At 67.2% G+C, this 13,310-nt stretch carries 13 protein-coding genes; 6 read left to right on the forward strand and 7 right to left on the reverse strand.

What is annotated here, in order from left to right:
• Nucleotides 1-21: 21 nt before the first annotated feature.
• Together KSS95_RS11000 and KSS95_RS11005 are read left to right on the forward strand one after the other, a co-directional pair.
• Nucleotides 22-402: a hypothetical protein gene (locus KSS95_RS11000; RefSeq protein ID WP_217853679.1), complete on the forward strand. Its 381-nt coding sequence runs from the start codon at nt 22-24 to the stop codon at nt 400-402.
• 25 nt (nt 403-427) lie between these two features.
• Nucleotides 428-2,377, forward strand: a complete 1,950-nt coding sequence (locus KSS95_RS11005) for a hypothetical protein (protein ID WP_217853680.1) — start codon at nt 428-430, stop codon at nt 2,375-2,377.
• Nucleotides 2,378-2,449: 72 nt separating this feature from the next.
• Here the strand turns inward: KSS95_RS11005 and KSS95_RS11010 are convergent, their stop codons facing one another.
• Nucleotides 2,450-2,854: a MerR family transcriptional regulator gene (locus KSS95_RS11010; RefSeq protein WP_217853681.1), complete on the reverse strand. Its 405-nt coding sequence runs from the start codon at nt 2,852-2,854 to the stop codon at nt 2,450-2,452.
• 36 nt (nt 2,855-2,890) lie between these two features.
• Between KSS95_RS11010 and KSS95_RS11015 the strand changes: the two genes are divergently transcribed.
• From KSS95_RS11015 to recR, 4 genes are all read left to right on the forward strand, one after another.
• Nucleotides 2,891-3,436, forward strand: a complete 546-nt coding sequence (locus tag KSS95_RS11015) for a DUF2938 domain-containing protein (protein ID WP_437179592.1) — start codon at nt 2,891-2,893, stop codon at nt 3,434-3,436.
• A 138-nt stretch (nt 3,437-3,574) separates the two neighbouring features.
• Nucleotides 3,575-5,623, forward strand: a complete 2,049-nt coding sequence (gene dnaX, locus KSS95_RS11020) for a DNA polymerase III subunit gamma/tau (RefSeq protein ID WP_217853683.1) — start codon at nt 3,575-3,577, stop codon at nt 5,621-5,623.
• 63 nt (nt 5,624-5,686) lie between these two features.
• The gene (locus tag KSS95_RS11025) at nt 5,687-6,022 is read left to right on the forward strand and encodes a YbaB/EbfC family nucleoid-associated protein (protein ID WP_023632783.1); all 336 of its coding nucleotides are present in this window, start codon (nt 5,687-5,689) and stop codon (nt 6,020-6,022) included.
• 89 nt (nt 6,023-6,111) lie between these two features.
• Complete coding sequence (gene recR, locus KSS95_RS11030; protein WP_217853684.1) at nt 6,112-6,714, forward strand: recombination mediator RecR; 603 nt, start codon at nt 6,112-6,114, stop codon at nt 6,712-6,714.
• Nucleotides 6,715-6,860: 146 nt separating this feature from the next.
• Here recR and KSS95_RS11035 read toward each other — a convergent pair whose 3' ends face one another.
• The 6 genes from KSS95_RS11035 to KSS95_RS11060 all read right to left on the reverse strand — a co-directional run bounded on the left by KSS95_RS11035 (nt 6,861) and on the right by KSS95_RS11060 (nt 13,209).
• Nucleotides 6,861-7,409 carry an adenine phosphoribosyltransferase gene (locus KSS95_RS11035; RefSeq protein WP_217853685.1) on the reverse strand — a complete coding sequence of 183 codons (549 nt, stop codon included), beginning with the start codon at nt 7,407-7,409 and terminating at the stop codon, nt 6,861-6,863.
• A gap of 54 nt (nt 7,410-7,463) precedes the next feature.
• Nucleotides 7,464-8,198, reverse strand: a complete 735-nt coding sequence (gene fnrA / locus KSS95_RS11040) for a Crp/Fnr family transcriptional regulator FnrA (protein ID WP_023630845.1) — start codon at nt 8,196-8,198, stop codon at nt 7,464-7,466.
• A gap of 189 nt (nt 8,199-8,387) precedes the next feature.
• Entirely contained in the window at nt 8,388-9,770 is a 1,383-nt protein-coding gene (gene hemN, locus KSS95_RS11045; protein ID WP_217853686.1) for an oxygen-independent coproporphyrinogen III oxidase, read from the reverse strand.
• A 97-nt stretch (nt 9,771-9,867) separates the two neighbouring features.
• Nucleotides 9,868-10,551 (reverse strand): sulfite exporter TauE/SafE family protein, encoded by a 684-nt coding sequence (locus KSS95_RS11050; RefSeq protein WP_217853687.1) that lies wholly within the window; start codon nt 10,549-10,551, stop codon nt 9,868-9,870.
• Nucleotides 10,544-10,756 (reverse strand): cbb3-type cytochrome oxidase assembly protein CcoS, encoded by a 213-nt coding sequence (gene ccoS / locus KSS95_RS11055; protein ID WP_217853688.1) that lies wholly within the window; start codon nt 10,754-10,756, stop codon nt 10,544-10,546. Before ccoS ends, KSS95_RS11050 begins: the two co-directional genes overlap by 8 nt.
• Complete coding sequence (locus KSS95_RS11060; protein WP_217853689.1) at nt 10,738-13,209, reverse strand: heavy metal translocating P-type ATPase; 2,472 nt, start codon at nt 13,207-13,209, stop codon at nt 10,738-10,740. Before KSS95_RS11060 ends, ccoS begins: the two co-directional genes overlap by 19 nt.
• Between the last annotated feature and the right edge of the window lie 101 nt (nt 13,210-13,310).

Consider the following 13,310-nt stretch of genomic DNA (forward strand, 5'->3'; position numbering starts at 1 on the left):
TTCGGCCAGGAGATAGCGACCGTGGAACATGTCGACGACCTCACCCGCCAGAAAATCCGTGAGTGGCAATTGCGCCGCCTGGAAATCAAGGACCAGATGACCGCCCAGCCCGAGCGCGTGCTGGAGCTGTCGCAGGTGCTCGACCAGATGGAAGAGGAGCATGAGCGGATTCTCGAGCAAGCAACCCCGCCGGCCAGCGTGACGCCCAGCGCCGCGCCACTCGAGTTGCACCTGCAGGTCTCGGCGAACAATGCCCGTGATCTGCGCAAGTTGCTCGAGCTGGCCTTGCACGAACTCGATGACGCCCTGGCCGAGCCTCGCCCGGGCAGCCAATGCGCCGACATGGCCGGCTCGCTCGGCGCCTACCGCTTCGCGCTCAGCGTCGAGCCCGGCGAATCCTGAATGATTGCCCGGAACCTGCGCCCTCATGCAGCCTGAACACTTCGACTTCTCCCGTCCGGTCTACCTGCCGGTGACCGCCGAGGTCTGCCAGGGGCTGTTGCAGGCCGAGGGCGCGCCTGCGCTCGAGGCCCTGAGCGACCCCGAACTTGCCGCCTTGCTGGTGATCCAGAACCTGGCCCAGGGCGGCGCCAAGGTCGATGCGCTGGCCGCCGAGAAGGTGCTGGGCCGGTTGCTGGCCTGGGCAGTGGACGGGCCGCATTCGGCCGATGTCGGCCTGTTGTCGGAGGCCCGCCGGCTGTTCGATGCGCGCAAGCTGTACTTTGGCCTCGAGGTGATCAAGGGCTCGCGCCTGCGCCTGCTCGATGCCGAACAGGTACAGGCGCGGGCCTACCTGCTGGCGGACGGCAAGTGGGATTTCGCTTTCCGTATCCGTCTGCAGCAAGACGGCGACCCGTTCAGCCAGCAGGTGACCACGGGCTTCGACAAGGAGCGCTGGCTGACCGTCGAGCAGGACAAGCTGCTCAAGGTGGTGCGCGCCAACCTCGATGAAGATCTGCATGTGCAAGGTTATGCCGGGATCGGCAAGAGCTACCTGCTCGGCGCGCTGATGGACTGCCTGCCGCGGGGGCGGGTGCTGGTCCTGGCGCGCACGCCGGCCAAGCTCGGTGCCCTGCGCCAGCGCATGGGGCTGGATGCCCAGGCCAAGGTCGGCATGACCTTCGGCCAGTTCGCCCACGCGCTGCTCAAGGAGGCCCGGCCGCCAGCGGCCAAGGCTTCGCCGCGGGGGCCGGGCAAACGCCGCCTGGCCGAAGAGCTAGGTATCGTCGGGCTGCGCCAGTACGATGCCGAGCATGCCCTGGAGATCTGCCTGGAAGTGCTGCAGCGCTACTGCGAGTCGCGCGACTACAGCCTGTCGAACCGCCACTTGCCGTTCTTTCGCCAGGCGTTGTCGACCCTCGACGCGCAGGTGCTGCTGGAGTATGCCAGCCGGCTGTGGCGCTACCTGCAGGCGAACCCGGCCTGGGGCGCGCAGACCGGCTTCGAGGCTCTGCTGCTGATCAAGCGCGCGAGTCTGGCCGGTTGCAGCGTACCCGGGCGTTTCAGCCATGTGGTCATCGATGAGAGCCAGGATGTACCGGCGTCGCTGCTGCAAACCATCGAGCGCGGCCGCCAGGTGCTGATCACCCTGGGTGACGAATACCAGAAGGCCAGCGGCGAGGTGGTGCGCCGCGAGCGCCAGGTGCGGCACAAGGACATGGCGTTTGCCGTGCGCTCCGGGCGCAAGGTCGAGCGCCTGATCAACCCCTTGATTGGCGTGCACTCGCAAAAATCCAAGGTGGCCTTCGAGGCGGCGGACGCTGTGGATGTCGGGATCGAGCATTTCCCTGAAGGCTTCGTGCCACCCGAGGGCTGCGTGGTGCTGACCGCCTCGCGCTGGGACACGATGCGCTGGGCCATGGAGCTGGTCGATTGCAACTGCCTGCTGAACTTCCCCGACTGGCCCGACATGCGCCGCTTCATGGCCACGGCGATCAGCCTGTTCAGGTCGGCGTTCCATGCCACGGGGCCGGATGCCGAGGGCCAGCACGGCTATTTTGCCCATCTGCTCGATTGGCCCCAGGTGCGTGAGTCGGAGCGCTTCGATGCGTCGTTCCAGTGGGTCGAGGCGCGCCTGGAGGCCGGGTTCAAACTGGCCGACCTGACCCTGCTCGATGCCCGGGTCGCGGATCGCCGGGGCAGCCTTACCCTGATGCAGGCCGAGCAGGCCGGCGGGCTGGAGTTCGACCAGGTGCTGCTGACCCCGGAGTTGATGACCACCCAGCGCTTCAAGGATGCCTACGCCTTCGATGCGCGGATCTGCGCGGTGTATATCGCCTTGTCGCGGGCGCGCCGGCAGTTGTACCTGCCGTATGACGTGCAGGAGTGGATCGACTACCACAAGGGCCAGCCGTTTCGCGAGTTGCACGGCTACTGAGGCTTGCGGGATGGGACGCGGCAGCGCCCCGCGATACCGGCGAGGTCGCCGCCAGCCATCACCGAGCAGGCTTCAGGCCTTGGCGGCTGACCTGCCGCGCTTGCCCTGGCTGGCCGATACCTGCATCAAGCGCTGGAATGTCGGGCAGTGCAGGTGATGCGCTGCGGGGCAGGCCGCTGCATGGCGCAACCCCTTGCTCATGGCTTGCAAGCGTCGGACCTTGCGGTCGATCTCGTCGGCCTTGGCCAGTAGCATCTGCCGGTCGACCTGCTGTTCCACGAGCATTGCCGCCACCTCGTCCAGGGAGAACCCGGCTGCCTGGCCGAGGGCGATCAGTGCCAGGCGTTCTGCTGTGTCGGCTGGAAACTGTCGGCGCTGGCCGCGGCCAGCCAGTGACCTGAGCAGCCCCTTGTTCGCGTAATAACGCAGTGTCGATGCAGGCACCCCGGTGCGCCGGGCGACATCGGCGATGTCCATGGTAACCCCCTTGACTTGAAGTTGACTTCAACTTGCATGCTGCTCGGCAGGTACCTATTCGTCAACTTGCCAAGGGCTTTCAGCGTGACTACCTCAATCCTCTCTCTCTCCATCGTGCTGGTCGGTATCGGCGCGACCCTGGTCATGGACCTGTGGACCTGGCTGCTCAAGCGCCTGGGCGTGACCACCCTGAACTACGCGATGATCGGCCGCTGGGCCGGGCATCTGCTGCAGGGGCGCTGGCGCCATGCGGCGATCGGCAAGGCCGCGCCAGTGCGCGGCGAGCTGGGCTGGGGCTGGCTGATCCACTACGCCACCGGGTTGGCCTTCGCCCTGTTGCTGGTGGCCGTGGCCGGGCAGGCCTGGCTGCGCGCGCCGACCCTGTGGCCCGCATTGCTGGTCGGGGCGGTGACCGTGCTGGTGCCCTTGTGCGTCGTGCAACCGGCTCTGGGTGCCGGCTACTTCGCGGCGAACACCCCGGCGCCGCTGCGCGGTTGCCTGCGCAGCCTGGCGACGCACTGCGTGTTTGGCCTTGGGCTGTTCCTCAGTGCCTGGGCCCTGGCCTGGTGCCTGCGGGGCTAGGCGGGCGGGGTAGCAGGGCGTTGCGCCTTGCCGGTCTGCCCGGGCTTGTGCCTGGACGACAACGGCAGGGTGCAATTTTGGCCCCGCTCCGCTAGCATTAGCGCTCTTTCCGCCCGCTCCGGTCACGATGGTTTTTTGATGAGTTATCAGGTTCTTGCACGTAAATGGCGTCCGCGCTCGTTCCGCGAAATGGTCGGCCAGACCCATGTGCTCAAGGCTTTGATCAACGCCCTGGACAACCAGCGCCTGCACCACGCCTATCTGTTCACCGGCACCCGTGGCGTGGGCAAGACCACCATCGCGCGGATCATCGCCAAGTGCCTGAACTGCGAGACCGGCATCACCTCGACGCCCTGCGGCACCTGTTCGGTGTGCCGGGAGATCGACGAAGGCCGCTTCGTCGACCTGATCGAGATCGACGCCGCCAGCCGCACCAAGGTCGAGGACACCCGCGAACTGCTCGACAACGTGCAGTACGCCCCCAGCCGCGGGCGCTTCAAGGTCTACCTGATCGACGAAGTGCACATGCTTTCCAGCCACTCGTTCAACGCCCTGTTGAAGACGCTGGAAGAGCCGCCGCCCTACGTCAAGTTCATCCTCGCCACCACCGACCCGCAGAAGCTGCCGGCCACCATCCTGTCGCGCTGCCTGCAGTTCTCGCTGAAGAACATGAGCCCGGAGCGGGTGGTCGAGCACCTGAGCCACGTGCTGGGCGCCGAGAACGTGCCGTTCGAGGACGATGCCCTGTGGCTGCTCGGGCGCGCCGCCGACGGCTCGATGCGCGACGCCATGAGCCTGACCGACCAGGCCATTGCCTTCGGTGAAGGGCGGGTGCTGGCGGCCGATGTGCGGGCGATGCTCGGCACCCTTGATCATGGCCAGGTGTACGGCGTGCTCCAGGCGTTGCTCGAGGGCGACGCGCGGGCGCTGCTGGAAGCGGTGCGCGACCTGGCCGAGCAAGGCCCGGACTGGAACGGCGTGCTCTCGGAAATGCTCAACGTGCTGCACCGGGTGGCCATTGCCCAGGCGCTGCCGGAGGCCGTCGACAACGGCCAGGGCGACCGCGACCGCGTGCTGGCGCTGGCTCAGGCCCTGCCGGCCGAAGACGTGCAGTTCTACTACCAGATGGGCCTGATTGGCCGCCGTGACCTGCCATTGGCGCCGGACCCACGTGGCGGCTTCGAAATGGTCCTGCTGCGCATGCTGGCGTTCCGTCCGGCCGATGCCGACGATGCGCCGAAACCGGTGCTAAAGCCGGTGGGGATCAGCCAGGCCACAGCTGATCCAACCACACCGGTGGCAGCGACGGCTGCTGTCGTCGCGCCCGCCGTGGCGCACGAGGCCGCGCCGGCGCCCGCCGAGGTTGTCGAAGCGGCCCCCGCGCCAGTGGTGCCTGTGCCCGCAGTGCTCGAGCCAGCGCCGCCAGAGCCCGTCGCCGAGCCGGTGGCGCTGCCGGCAGCGGCCGAGGAAGTCGTCGACTTGCCGTGGGAAGAGCCTGTCGCCGCGCCTGCGCCAGTGGCTATCGAGCCGCCGCCTGAGCCTGAGGCCCCAGCCGCCGAGCCGGCGCACTACCAGCCCGACGATGACGCGCCGCCGTTCGACCCGTCCGCCTACAGCCCGGCGGGCATGGAGCGTGATGACGAACCGCCAGGCGATGAGGACTACTACGTCCCGGACAGCGATCCGGCCGGTTTCAGCTACCTGGACGAGCTCGCCGAGCACGTCCAGGAAGAGCCCCCTGCCCAGGCGCCCGAACCCTTGCCCGCCGCCCAGCCGGCCACCGGTTTGGCCCTGCAATGGCTGGAATTATTCCCACAGTTGCCTGTCTCTGGGATGACAGGCAACATCGCCGCCAACTGTACCCTGATCGCCACCGAGGGCGACGACTGGCTGCTGCACCTGGACCCAGGCCAGGGCGCGCTGTTCAACGCCACCCAGCAACGGCGCCTGAACGACGCGCTCAACCAGCTGTTGGGGCGTAGCATCAACCTGAGCATCGAGTTGATCCGCCCCGAGCAAGAGACCCCGGCCCAGGCTGCAGCGCGCAAGCGCGCCAACCGCCAGCGCGACGCCGAGGTGTCGATCGAGCAGGACCCGCTCATCCAGCAGATGATTCGGCAGTTCGGCGCGACGGTACGACAGGATACTATTGAGCCGGTAGACGCCCTGGTCAGCCAGGGTCAATGACGGATAACCATGCGGCCGGCCACGGGGCGGGCCGCATCACATGACCCAATCGAGGTACACCCCATGATGAAAGGTGGCATGGCCGGCCTGATGAAGCAGGCCCAGCAGATGCAGGAAAAGATGCAGAAGATGCAGGAAGAACTGGCCAATGCGGAAGTCACCGGCCAGTCCGGTGGCGGCCTGGTCAGCGTGGTGATGACCGGTCGCCACGACGTCAAGCGCGTCAGCATCGACCAGAGCCTGATGTCGACCGATGCGGATGACAAGGAAGTGCTCGAGGACCTGATCGCCGCGGCGCTGAACGACGCCGTGCGCAAGATCGAGCAGAGCAGCCAGGAGAAGATGGGCGGCATGACTGCCGGCATGCAGCTGCCGCCTGGTTTCAAGATGCCGTTCTGATCGGCGTCCTGCGTCATAAGGGGGAGCAACGACCCAGCGGGCGTTGCTCCCTTGTTCATTCTGATTCCTGAATTGGCAGGCCCGCATACATGAGCTTCAGCCCCCTGATCCGCCAACTGATCGACGCCCTGCGCATCCTGCCCGGCGTTGGCCAGAAAACCGCCCAGCGCATGGCCTTGCAGCTGCTCGAGCGCGACCGCAGCGGCGGTACCCGCCTGGCCCAGGCCCTGAGCCAGGCCATGGACGGCGTCGGTCATTGCCGCCAGTGCCGCACCCTGACCGAGCAGGAACTGTGCCCGCAATGCGCCGACCCGCGCCGCGATGACACGCAGTTGTGCGTGGTCGAAGGGCCGATGGATGTCTATGCGGTGGAGCAGACCGGCTACCGCGGTCGCTATTTCGTGCTCAAGGGGCACCTGTCGCCGCTCGACGGCCTGGGCCCCGATGCCATTGGCATTCCGCAGCTGATGGCGCGGATCGAGGAGCAGGGCACCTTCAGCGAGGTGATCCTGGCCACCAACCCGACCGTGGAAGGGGAGGCGACGGCGCATTACATCGCCCAGCTGCTGGCCGAGAAAGGCCTGGCGGCCACGCGCATCGCCCATGGTGTGCCGTTGGGTGGGGAGCTGGAGCTGGTCGATGGTGGGACCCTGGCCCACGCCTTCGCCGGGCGCAAGCCGATTTCGCTGTAAGGCCCAGCGCTTTCAAGGTCTTTGGGTTTGAGAGTTATTGACCGAGGGAAGGCTGCCGAGTGTTCGCCGCAACCTTTGCAGTGCCGATAAAATCGAGCGCCGCGCGGGCGGCGCTCGGTCTGATAGGCGATACAACTCAAACGAACTCAGAATTCGCTCAGGGAAAACTCGGTCAGGCAGAAGGTCGGCACCCCGGCCGCCTGCAAGCGACGCGAACCTTCCAGCTCCGGCAGGTCGATGATCGCCGCCGCCTCGAATACCTGGGCACCCGTGCGGCGTACCAGGTTGGCCGCAGCCAGCAGGGTGCCGCCAGTGGCGATCAGGTCATCGAAGATCAGCACCGAGTCCCCTTCGCAAAGGCTGTCGGCGTGCACCTCCAGGAAGGCCTCGCCGTATTCGGTCTGGTAACCCTCGCTCAAGACGTCGGCCGGCAGCTTGCCCTGCTTGCGGAACAGGATCAGCGGCTTGTTCAACTGGTGGGCGATGATCGAGCCGATCAGGAAGCCCCGCGCGTCCATGGCGCCGATGTGGCTGAACTCGGCTTCGACATAGCGCTCGATGAACTGGTCGGCGACATAGCGCAGCCCGCGCGGCGATTGGAACAGCGGGGTGATGTCGCGGAAGATCACGCCCGGCTTGGGAAAGTCCACTACCGGGCGGATCAGGGCTTTGAGGTCGAAGGTGTCGCTGTGCATGGGGCGGGTATCCTGGAAAAACCAAGGCGCCAGTATACCCTGTTCACGCCAGGATCAGACCTCTAGCGCACCACCGGCCAGCGCGCACAGCTGGATCGGATCGAGGATATGCACTTCCTTGCCTTCGGCCTTGAGCAAGCCATTTTGCTGGAAGCGGGTGAATACGCGGGACACGGTTTCCACGGCCAGGCCCAGGTAGTTGCCGATCTCGTTGCGCGACATGCTCAGGCGGAACTGGTTGGCCGAGTAGCCACGGGCGCGGAAGCGCGCGGACAGGTTGACCAGGAAGGTGGCGATGCGTTCGTCGGCGGTTTTTTTCGACAGCAGCAGCATCATCTGCTGGTCGTCGCGGATCTCGCGGCTCATCACCCGCATCAGCTGGCGCCGCAGTTGCGGCAGTTGCACCGACAGTTCGTCGAGGCGCTCGAACGGGATCTCGCACACCGAGGTGGTTTCCTGGGCCTGGGCCGACACCGGGTAGGCCTCGGTGTCCATGCCGGACAGGCCGACCAGCTCGCTGGGCAGGTGGAAGCCGGTGATCTGCTCTTCGCCGCTGTCGCTCAGGCTGAAGGTTTTCAGGGCGCCGGAGCGCACGGCATAGACCGAGCCGAAATTGTCACCCTGGCGGAACAGGAACTCACCCTTTTTCAGCGGGCGGCCGCGTTTGACGATTTCATCCAATGCGTCCATGTCCTCGAGGTTGAGGGACAGGGGCAGGCACAGGGGGGCCAGGCTGCAATCCTTGCAATGGGCCTGGTTGTGTGGGCGCAGTTTTACTGGCTCGGACATTTCTTTCGATCCTTGTGGGAAAGCACACATAAGCCGTAAGGATAACCCGTGGCATGGGCTGTAGGCCAGCATGCGCTTTTTTGGTGCGCGCCGGCTCCGGTCCGGTGGGGTGTTCCGGCACCGTACAACTGTCCATAGTGTGCCTCGAAAGGCCCGCTGTCCATGCGGTGAAACGCCTCAATACAACCCTTAGATCACCCGTGAAAAACGCTGGCGGTTCTGCTGCGCCAGGTAGGCATCGAAGACCATGCATACCGAGCGTGCCAGCAGGCGGCCGGCCGGCAGGATGCGTATGCCCTGGGCGTCCAGGGTGATCAGGCCGTCGCGCTGCATGGCCTGCAACTGCGGCCAGAGATCGTTGAAGTAGCCGCGAAAATCAATGGTGAACGCCCGCTCGATTGGCTCGAAGTCCAGCTCGAAGTGGCAGATCAGTTGCTGGATGACGGCCCGGCGCAAGCGATCGTCCTGGTTGCACAAAAGGCCGCGCTGGGTCGCCAGCTGGGCGGTGGAGAGGGTGTCCTGGTAGGTGTTGAGGTCGCTGCTGTTCTGGCAGTAGAGGTCGCCGATCTGGCTGATCGCCGACACGCCCAGGCCGATCAGGTCGCAGTGGCCGTGGGTGGTGTAGCCCTGGAAGTTGCGTTGCAAGGTGCCTTCTTCCTGGGCAATGGCCAGCTCGTCGTCGGGCAGGGCGAAGTGGTCCATGCCGATGTAGCGGTAGCCGGCGGCGGTCAGCTGGTCGATGGTGGCGTGGAGCATTTCCAGCTTGGCCGCGGGTGCCGGCAGGTCGTTGCTGTCGATGCGCCGCTGGGGCATGAAGCGTTCGGGCAGGTGCGCGTAGTTGAACACCGACAGGCGGTCGGGTTGCAGGCGGATGACTTCCTCGACGGTGCGGGCGAAGCCTTCCGGGGTCTGCTTGGGCAGGCCGTAGATCAGGTCGAGGTTGATCGAGCGGAACTGCAAGGTGCGCGCCGCCTCGATCAGGGTGCGGGTCTGTTCCAGGCTTTGCAGGCGGTTGACCGCGCGCTGCACGGCCGGGTCAAGGTCCTGCACGCCGAGGCTGACGCGGTTGAAGCCCAGTTCGCGCAGCAGGCCCATGGTCGACCAGTCGGCCTCGCGCGGGTCGATCTCGATGCCGTAGTCGCCGGAGTCGTCGTCCAGCAGGTTGAAGTGCTGGCGTAGGGTGGCCATCAGCTGGCGCAGTTCCACATGGCTGAGGAAGGTCGGCGTGCCGCCACCGAAATGCAGCTGTTCAACAACTTGTTTAGGGTCGAGGTGGCAGGCGATCAGCTGGATTTCCTGCTCCAGGCGTTGCAGGTAGGGCGCGGCGCGGCCACGGTCCTTGGTGATGACCTTGTTGCAGGCGCAGTAGTAGCAGATGTTGGCGCAGAACGGCACGTGCACGTACAGCGACAGCGGGCGGGTGGCGCGACGGCTCTCGCGCAGGGCGTGGAGCAGGTCGAACGAGCCCACTTCGCCATGCAGTTGCACGGCGGTCGGATAGGAGGTGTAGCGTGGCCCGGCCAGATCGTAGCGACGAATCAGGTCGGCGTCCCAACGTAGGTCGTCGAGCATGTGGGTGGTCCCCGGATAGAGCAGCAGTGTCCGGAGTCTAGGGGCGTCTGTAGGAATCTGTGTTGATTTGTATCAAGGGCAGTTGGCAGCCCTGCGATCAGTGCCCCATCAGCCAGTGCTGGTGCGGCCCGGGTAGGGTCCACAAGCCGAACAGAATCACCAGCACGCCCCCGGCCATGCGCACACCGCGTTTGCGCAGCAGTTTGCCGACGCGCTCGGCGGCCAGCCCGGTGGCCAGCAGCACCGGCCAGGTGCCGACGCCGAAGGCCAGCATCAGCGCCGCGCTGTGCAGCGCATCGCCCTGGCTGGCCGCCCACAGCAGGGTGCTGTACACCAGGCCGCAAGGCAGCCAGCCCCACAGGGCGCCAAGCAGCAGGGCGCGGGGCAGGCTGGAGACCGGCAGCAGGCGCGTGGCCAGCGGTTGCACATGGCGCCACAGCCCGCGCCCCAGCGCCTCGATGCGGGTCAGGCCGCTCCACCAACCCGCCAGGTACAGGCCCATGGCAATCAGCAGTAGCGCCGCCAGCACCCGCAGCCCGGTCGCCAGCGGGCTGCTGGCCAGGGCCACCCCGGCCAGGCCCAGCAGCAGGCCGGCGCTGGCATAGCTGAGGATGCGCCCGAGGTTGTAAGCCAGCAGCAGGCGCAGGCGCTTGCCGCGCTGCTCGGGGGGGATGGCCAGGGTCAGGGCGCCCATCAGGCCGCCGCACATGCCCAGGCAATGGCCACCGCCGAGCAAGCCGAGCACCAGGGCCGAGCCAAGCAGGGGGATCAGCTCAGGCACGCGGGGTCGGGTCCTGGTCGTCAGGCTTGGCTTCGTCGTGCTTCACAGCAGCCTGGTGACGCGGGTCCTGGTCGTCGAACAGGATGCTGTGGGCCGGGCCTTCGAGGTCGTCGTACTGGCCGCTGTCCACTGCCCAGAAGAAGATGTACACGGCGACGCCGACCAATAGCAGGGCGGCGGGGATCATCACGTAGAGCGCGGGCATAGCGGTTTCCTTTCAGGCGACGGCGGTGCCGCGCCAGGCGCCTCTGTCGCGGCGGGCAGCCGGGTCAGGCGCAGGGCGTTGAGCACCACGATCAGCGAGCTGACCGACATGCCGATCGCCGCCCATACCGGGGTGATCCAGCCGAGCGCGGCGAACGGCAGCATGAGGCCATTGTACAGGGTCGCCCAGAGCAGGTTCTCGACAATGTTGCGGCGGGTGCGGCGGGCCAGGTCGAAGGCTTGCACCAGCGCGTGCAGGCGGTTGGATAGCAGCACTGCGTCCGCGCTGGTCTTGGCAAGGTCGGTGGCGCTGCCCATGGCGATGCTGATGTCGGCGGCGGCCAGCACCGGCACATCGTTGACCCCGTCGCCCAGCATCAGCACCTTGCGCCCCTCGGCCTGCAGGGCTTTCAGGCGGGCGAGCTTGTCGTCCGGGCGCAGGCCGCCGACGGCCTGGTCGACGCCCAGTTGCGCGGCCACCTCGGCGACCATTGGCGAGCTGTCGCCGGACAACAGCAGGGTCTGCCAGCCACGTGCCTTGCAGGCGGCCACCAGGTCGGCGGCATCGTCGCGCAGGCGGTCGTCCAGGCCGAACCAGGCCAGTGGCCCCTGACGATCGCCCAGCAGCAGCCATTGCCCGCGTGGTTCGGGTACGCCGGGCACCTCGGCGCCGCTCAGGGCGCAGACGAAGGTGGCCTGGCCAATGCGCAGGCGCTGGCCGTCCATGTCACCTTCCAGGCCCAGCCCCGGCACCGCATTGACCGCCTCGGCGGGCCGCGCGGCACGGCCGAAGGCGCGGGCGATCGGGTGTTCGGAGCGATTCTCCAGGGCGGCGGCCAGGGCCAGGCAGCGGTCGCTGTCCAGGCGCCCCAGCGGGCGCACGCTACGCAGTGCCAGGCGGCCTTCGGTGAGGGTGCCGGTCTTGTCGAAAATCACCGTGTCGATCTGGTTCAGGCCCTCCAGCACGTGGCCGCGAGTCACCAGCAGGCCGAGTTTGTGCAGGGTGCCGGTGGCGGCGGTGAGGGCGGTCGGGGTGGCCAGCGACAGTGCGCATGGGCAGGTGGCGACCAGCATGGCCAGGACGATCCAGAACGCCCGGGGCGCATCGAGCTGCCACCACACCAGGCCGATGAGCGCCGCCGCCACCAGGGTGAACAGCAGGAACCACTGCGAGGCGCGGTCGGCGATCTCGGCCAGGCGCGGTTTTTCCGACTGGGCGCGTTCCAGCAGGCGCACGATGGCCGACAGTCGCGAGTCATGGCCCAGGGCCTGGACCTCCACCGTGAGCGTGCTCTCGACGTTGAGGGTGCCGCCGGTGACGCGGTCGCCGGCCTGGCGTGGCAAGGGCAGGTATTCGCCGGTCAGCAGCGACTCATCGACGCTGGAGCGCCCGCCGACGATGCGCCCGTCGGCGGGAATCACCGCGCCGGGCAACACCTGCACGCGGTCGCCGCACTGCAACTCGCCGAGCAGGATGCGCTCGGCCTGGCCGTCGCTCGTCACGCGCAGGCACGAGGCCGGCAGCAGGTTGACCAGCTGCGCGGTGGCTGCCGCGGTGCGCTCGCGGGCGCGGCGTTCGAGGTAGCGCCCGGTGAGCAGGAACAGGGCGAACATGCCCACGGTATCGAAGTACAGCTCGCCACTGCCGGTGATCGCGGTCCAGATGCCGGCGCAGTAGGCCAGGGCGATGGCCAGCGACACCGAGACATCCATGGTCAGGTGGCGGGTGCGCAGGTCGCGGGCGGCGCCCTTGAAGAACGGCGCGCAGCTGTAGAACACGATGGGCGTGGTGAGGAACAGCGCGACCCAGCGCAGGATGGTGTGCATCTCTGGCGACAGGTCGATATTGAATTCCGGCCAGGTGGCCATGGTCGCCATCATCGCCTGGAACCACAGCAGGCCGGCCACGCCGAGGCGGCGCAGGGCGCTGCGGTTTTCCCGGGCCAGTTGTTCGGCGGCCTGGTCGGGCTGGTAGGGGTGGGCGGCGTAGCCGATCTGGCGTAGCTCGGCGAGCAGCCTGGACAGCGGCAGCTGGTGGTCGGCCCAGCTGACCAGCAGGCGGTGGTTGGACAGGTTGAGGCGCGCTTCGGCGACGCCGGGCAGGTTGCGCAGGTGCTTCTCGATCAGCCAGCCACAGGCGGCGCAGCTGATGCCTTCGACCAGCAGCGTGGCTTCGGCCAGTTCGCCTTCGTGGCGGACGAAGTTGCGTTGCACGTCGTCGCGGTCGTACAGCGCCAGCTCGTCCTGCAGTTGCCGCGGCAGGGCCTCGGGGTTGGCGCTGGTGTCGCTGCGGTGCTGGTAGTAGTGCTCCAGGCCACCGGCGACGATGGACTCGGCCACCGCCTGGCAGCCGGGGCAGCAGAACTGTCGCGGCGCGCCGAGTACCACGGCGGTGAAGCGGCTGCCGCCGGGGACGGGCAAGGCGCAGTGGTAGCAGCGGGTGGGGTGGGTCATGTCGAATCTATCTTTTGGCTTGGGATTGCCGGGGCCGCCTTGCGGCCCTTTGGCGACACAAGGCCGCTCCTACAGGGGGGCATGCGATTCCCTGTAGGAGC

This window comes from Pseudomonas muyukensis (assembly GCF_019139535.1).
Taxonomy (GTDB): domain Bacteria; phylum Pseudomonadota; class Gammaproteobacteria; order Pseudomonadales; family Pseudomonadaceae; genus Aquipseudomonas; species Aquipseudomonas muyukensis.

Bases quoted from the DNA above. Each gene is read 5' to 3' on its own strand.
- KSS95_RS11005 (WP_217853680.1), top strand. From the start codon at position 428: ATGCAGCCTGAACACTTCGACTTCTCCCGTCCGGTCTACCTGCCGGTG.
- KSS95_RS11010 (WP_217853681.1), bottom strand. From the start codon at position 2,854: ATGGACATCGCCGATGTCGCCCGGCGCACCGGGGTGCCTGCATCGACA.
- KSS95_RS11015 (WP_437179592.1), top strand. From the start codon at position 2,891: ATGCTGCTCGGCAGGTACCTATTCGTCAACTTGCCAAGGGCTTTCAGC.
- dnaX (WP_217853683.1), top strand. From the start codon at position 3,575: ATGAGTTATCAGGTTCTTGCACGTAAATGGCGTCCGCGCTCGTTCCGC.
- KSS95_RS11025 (WP_023632783.1), top strand. From the start codon at position 5,687: ATGATGAAAGGTGGCATGGCCGGCCTGATGAAGCAGGCCCAGCAGATG.
- recR (WP_217853684.1), top strand. From the start codon at position 6,112: ATGAGCTTCAGCCCCCTGATCCGCCAACTGATCGACGCCCTGCGCATC.
- KSS95_RS11035 (WP_217853685.1), bottom strand. From the start codon at position 7,409: ATGCACAGCGACACCTTCGACCTCAAAGCCCTGATCCGCCCGGTAGTG.
- fnrA (WP_023630845.1), bottom strand. From the start codon at position 8,198: ATGTCCGAGCCAGTAAAACTGCGCCCACACAACCAGGCCCATTGCAAG.
- hemN (WP_217853686.1), bottom strand. From the start codon at position 9,770: ATGCTCGACGACCTACGTTGGGACGCCGACCTGATTCGTCGCTACGAT.
- ccoS (WP_217853688.1), bottom strand. From the start codon at position 10,756: ATGCCCGCGCTCTACGTGATGATCCCCGCCGCCCTGCTATTGGTCGGC.
- KSS95_RS11060 (WP_217853689.1), bottom strand. From the start codon at position 13,209: ATGACCCACCCCACCCGCTGCTACCACTGCGCCTTGCCCGTCCCCGGC.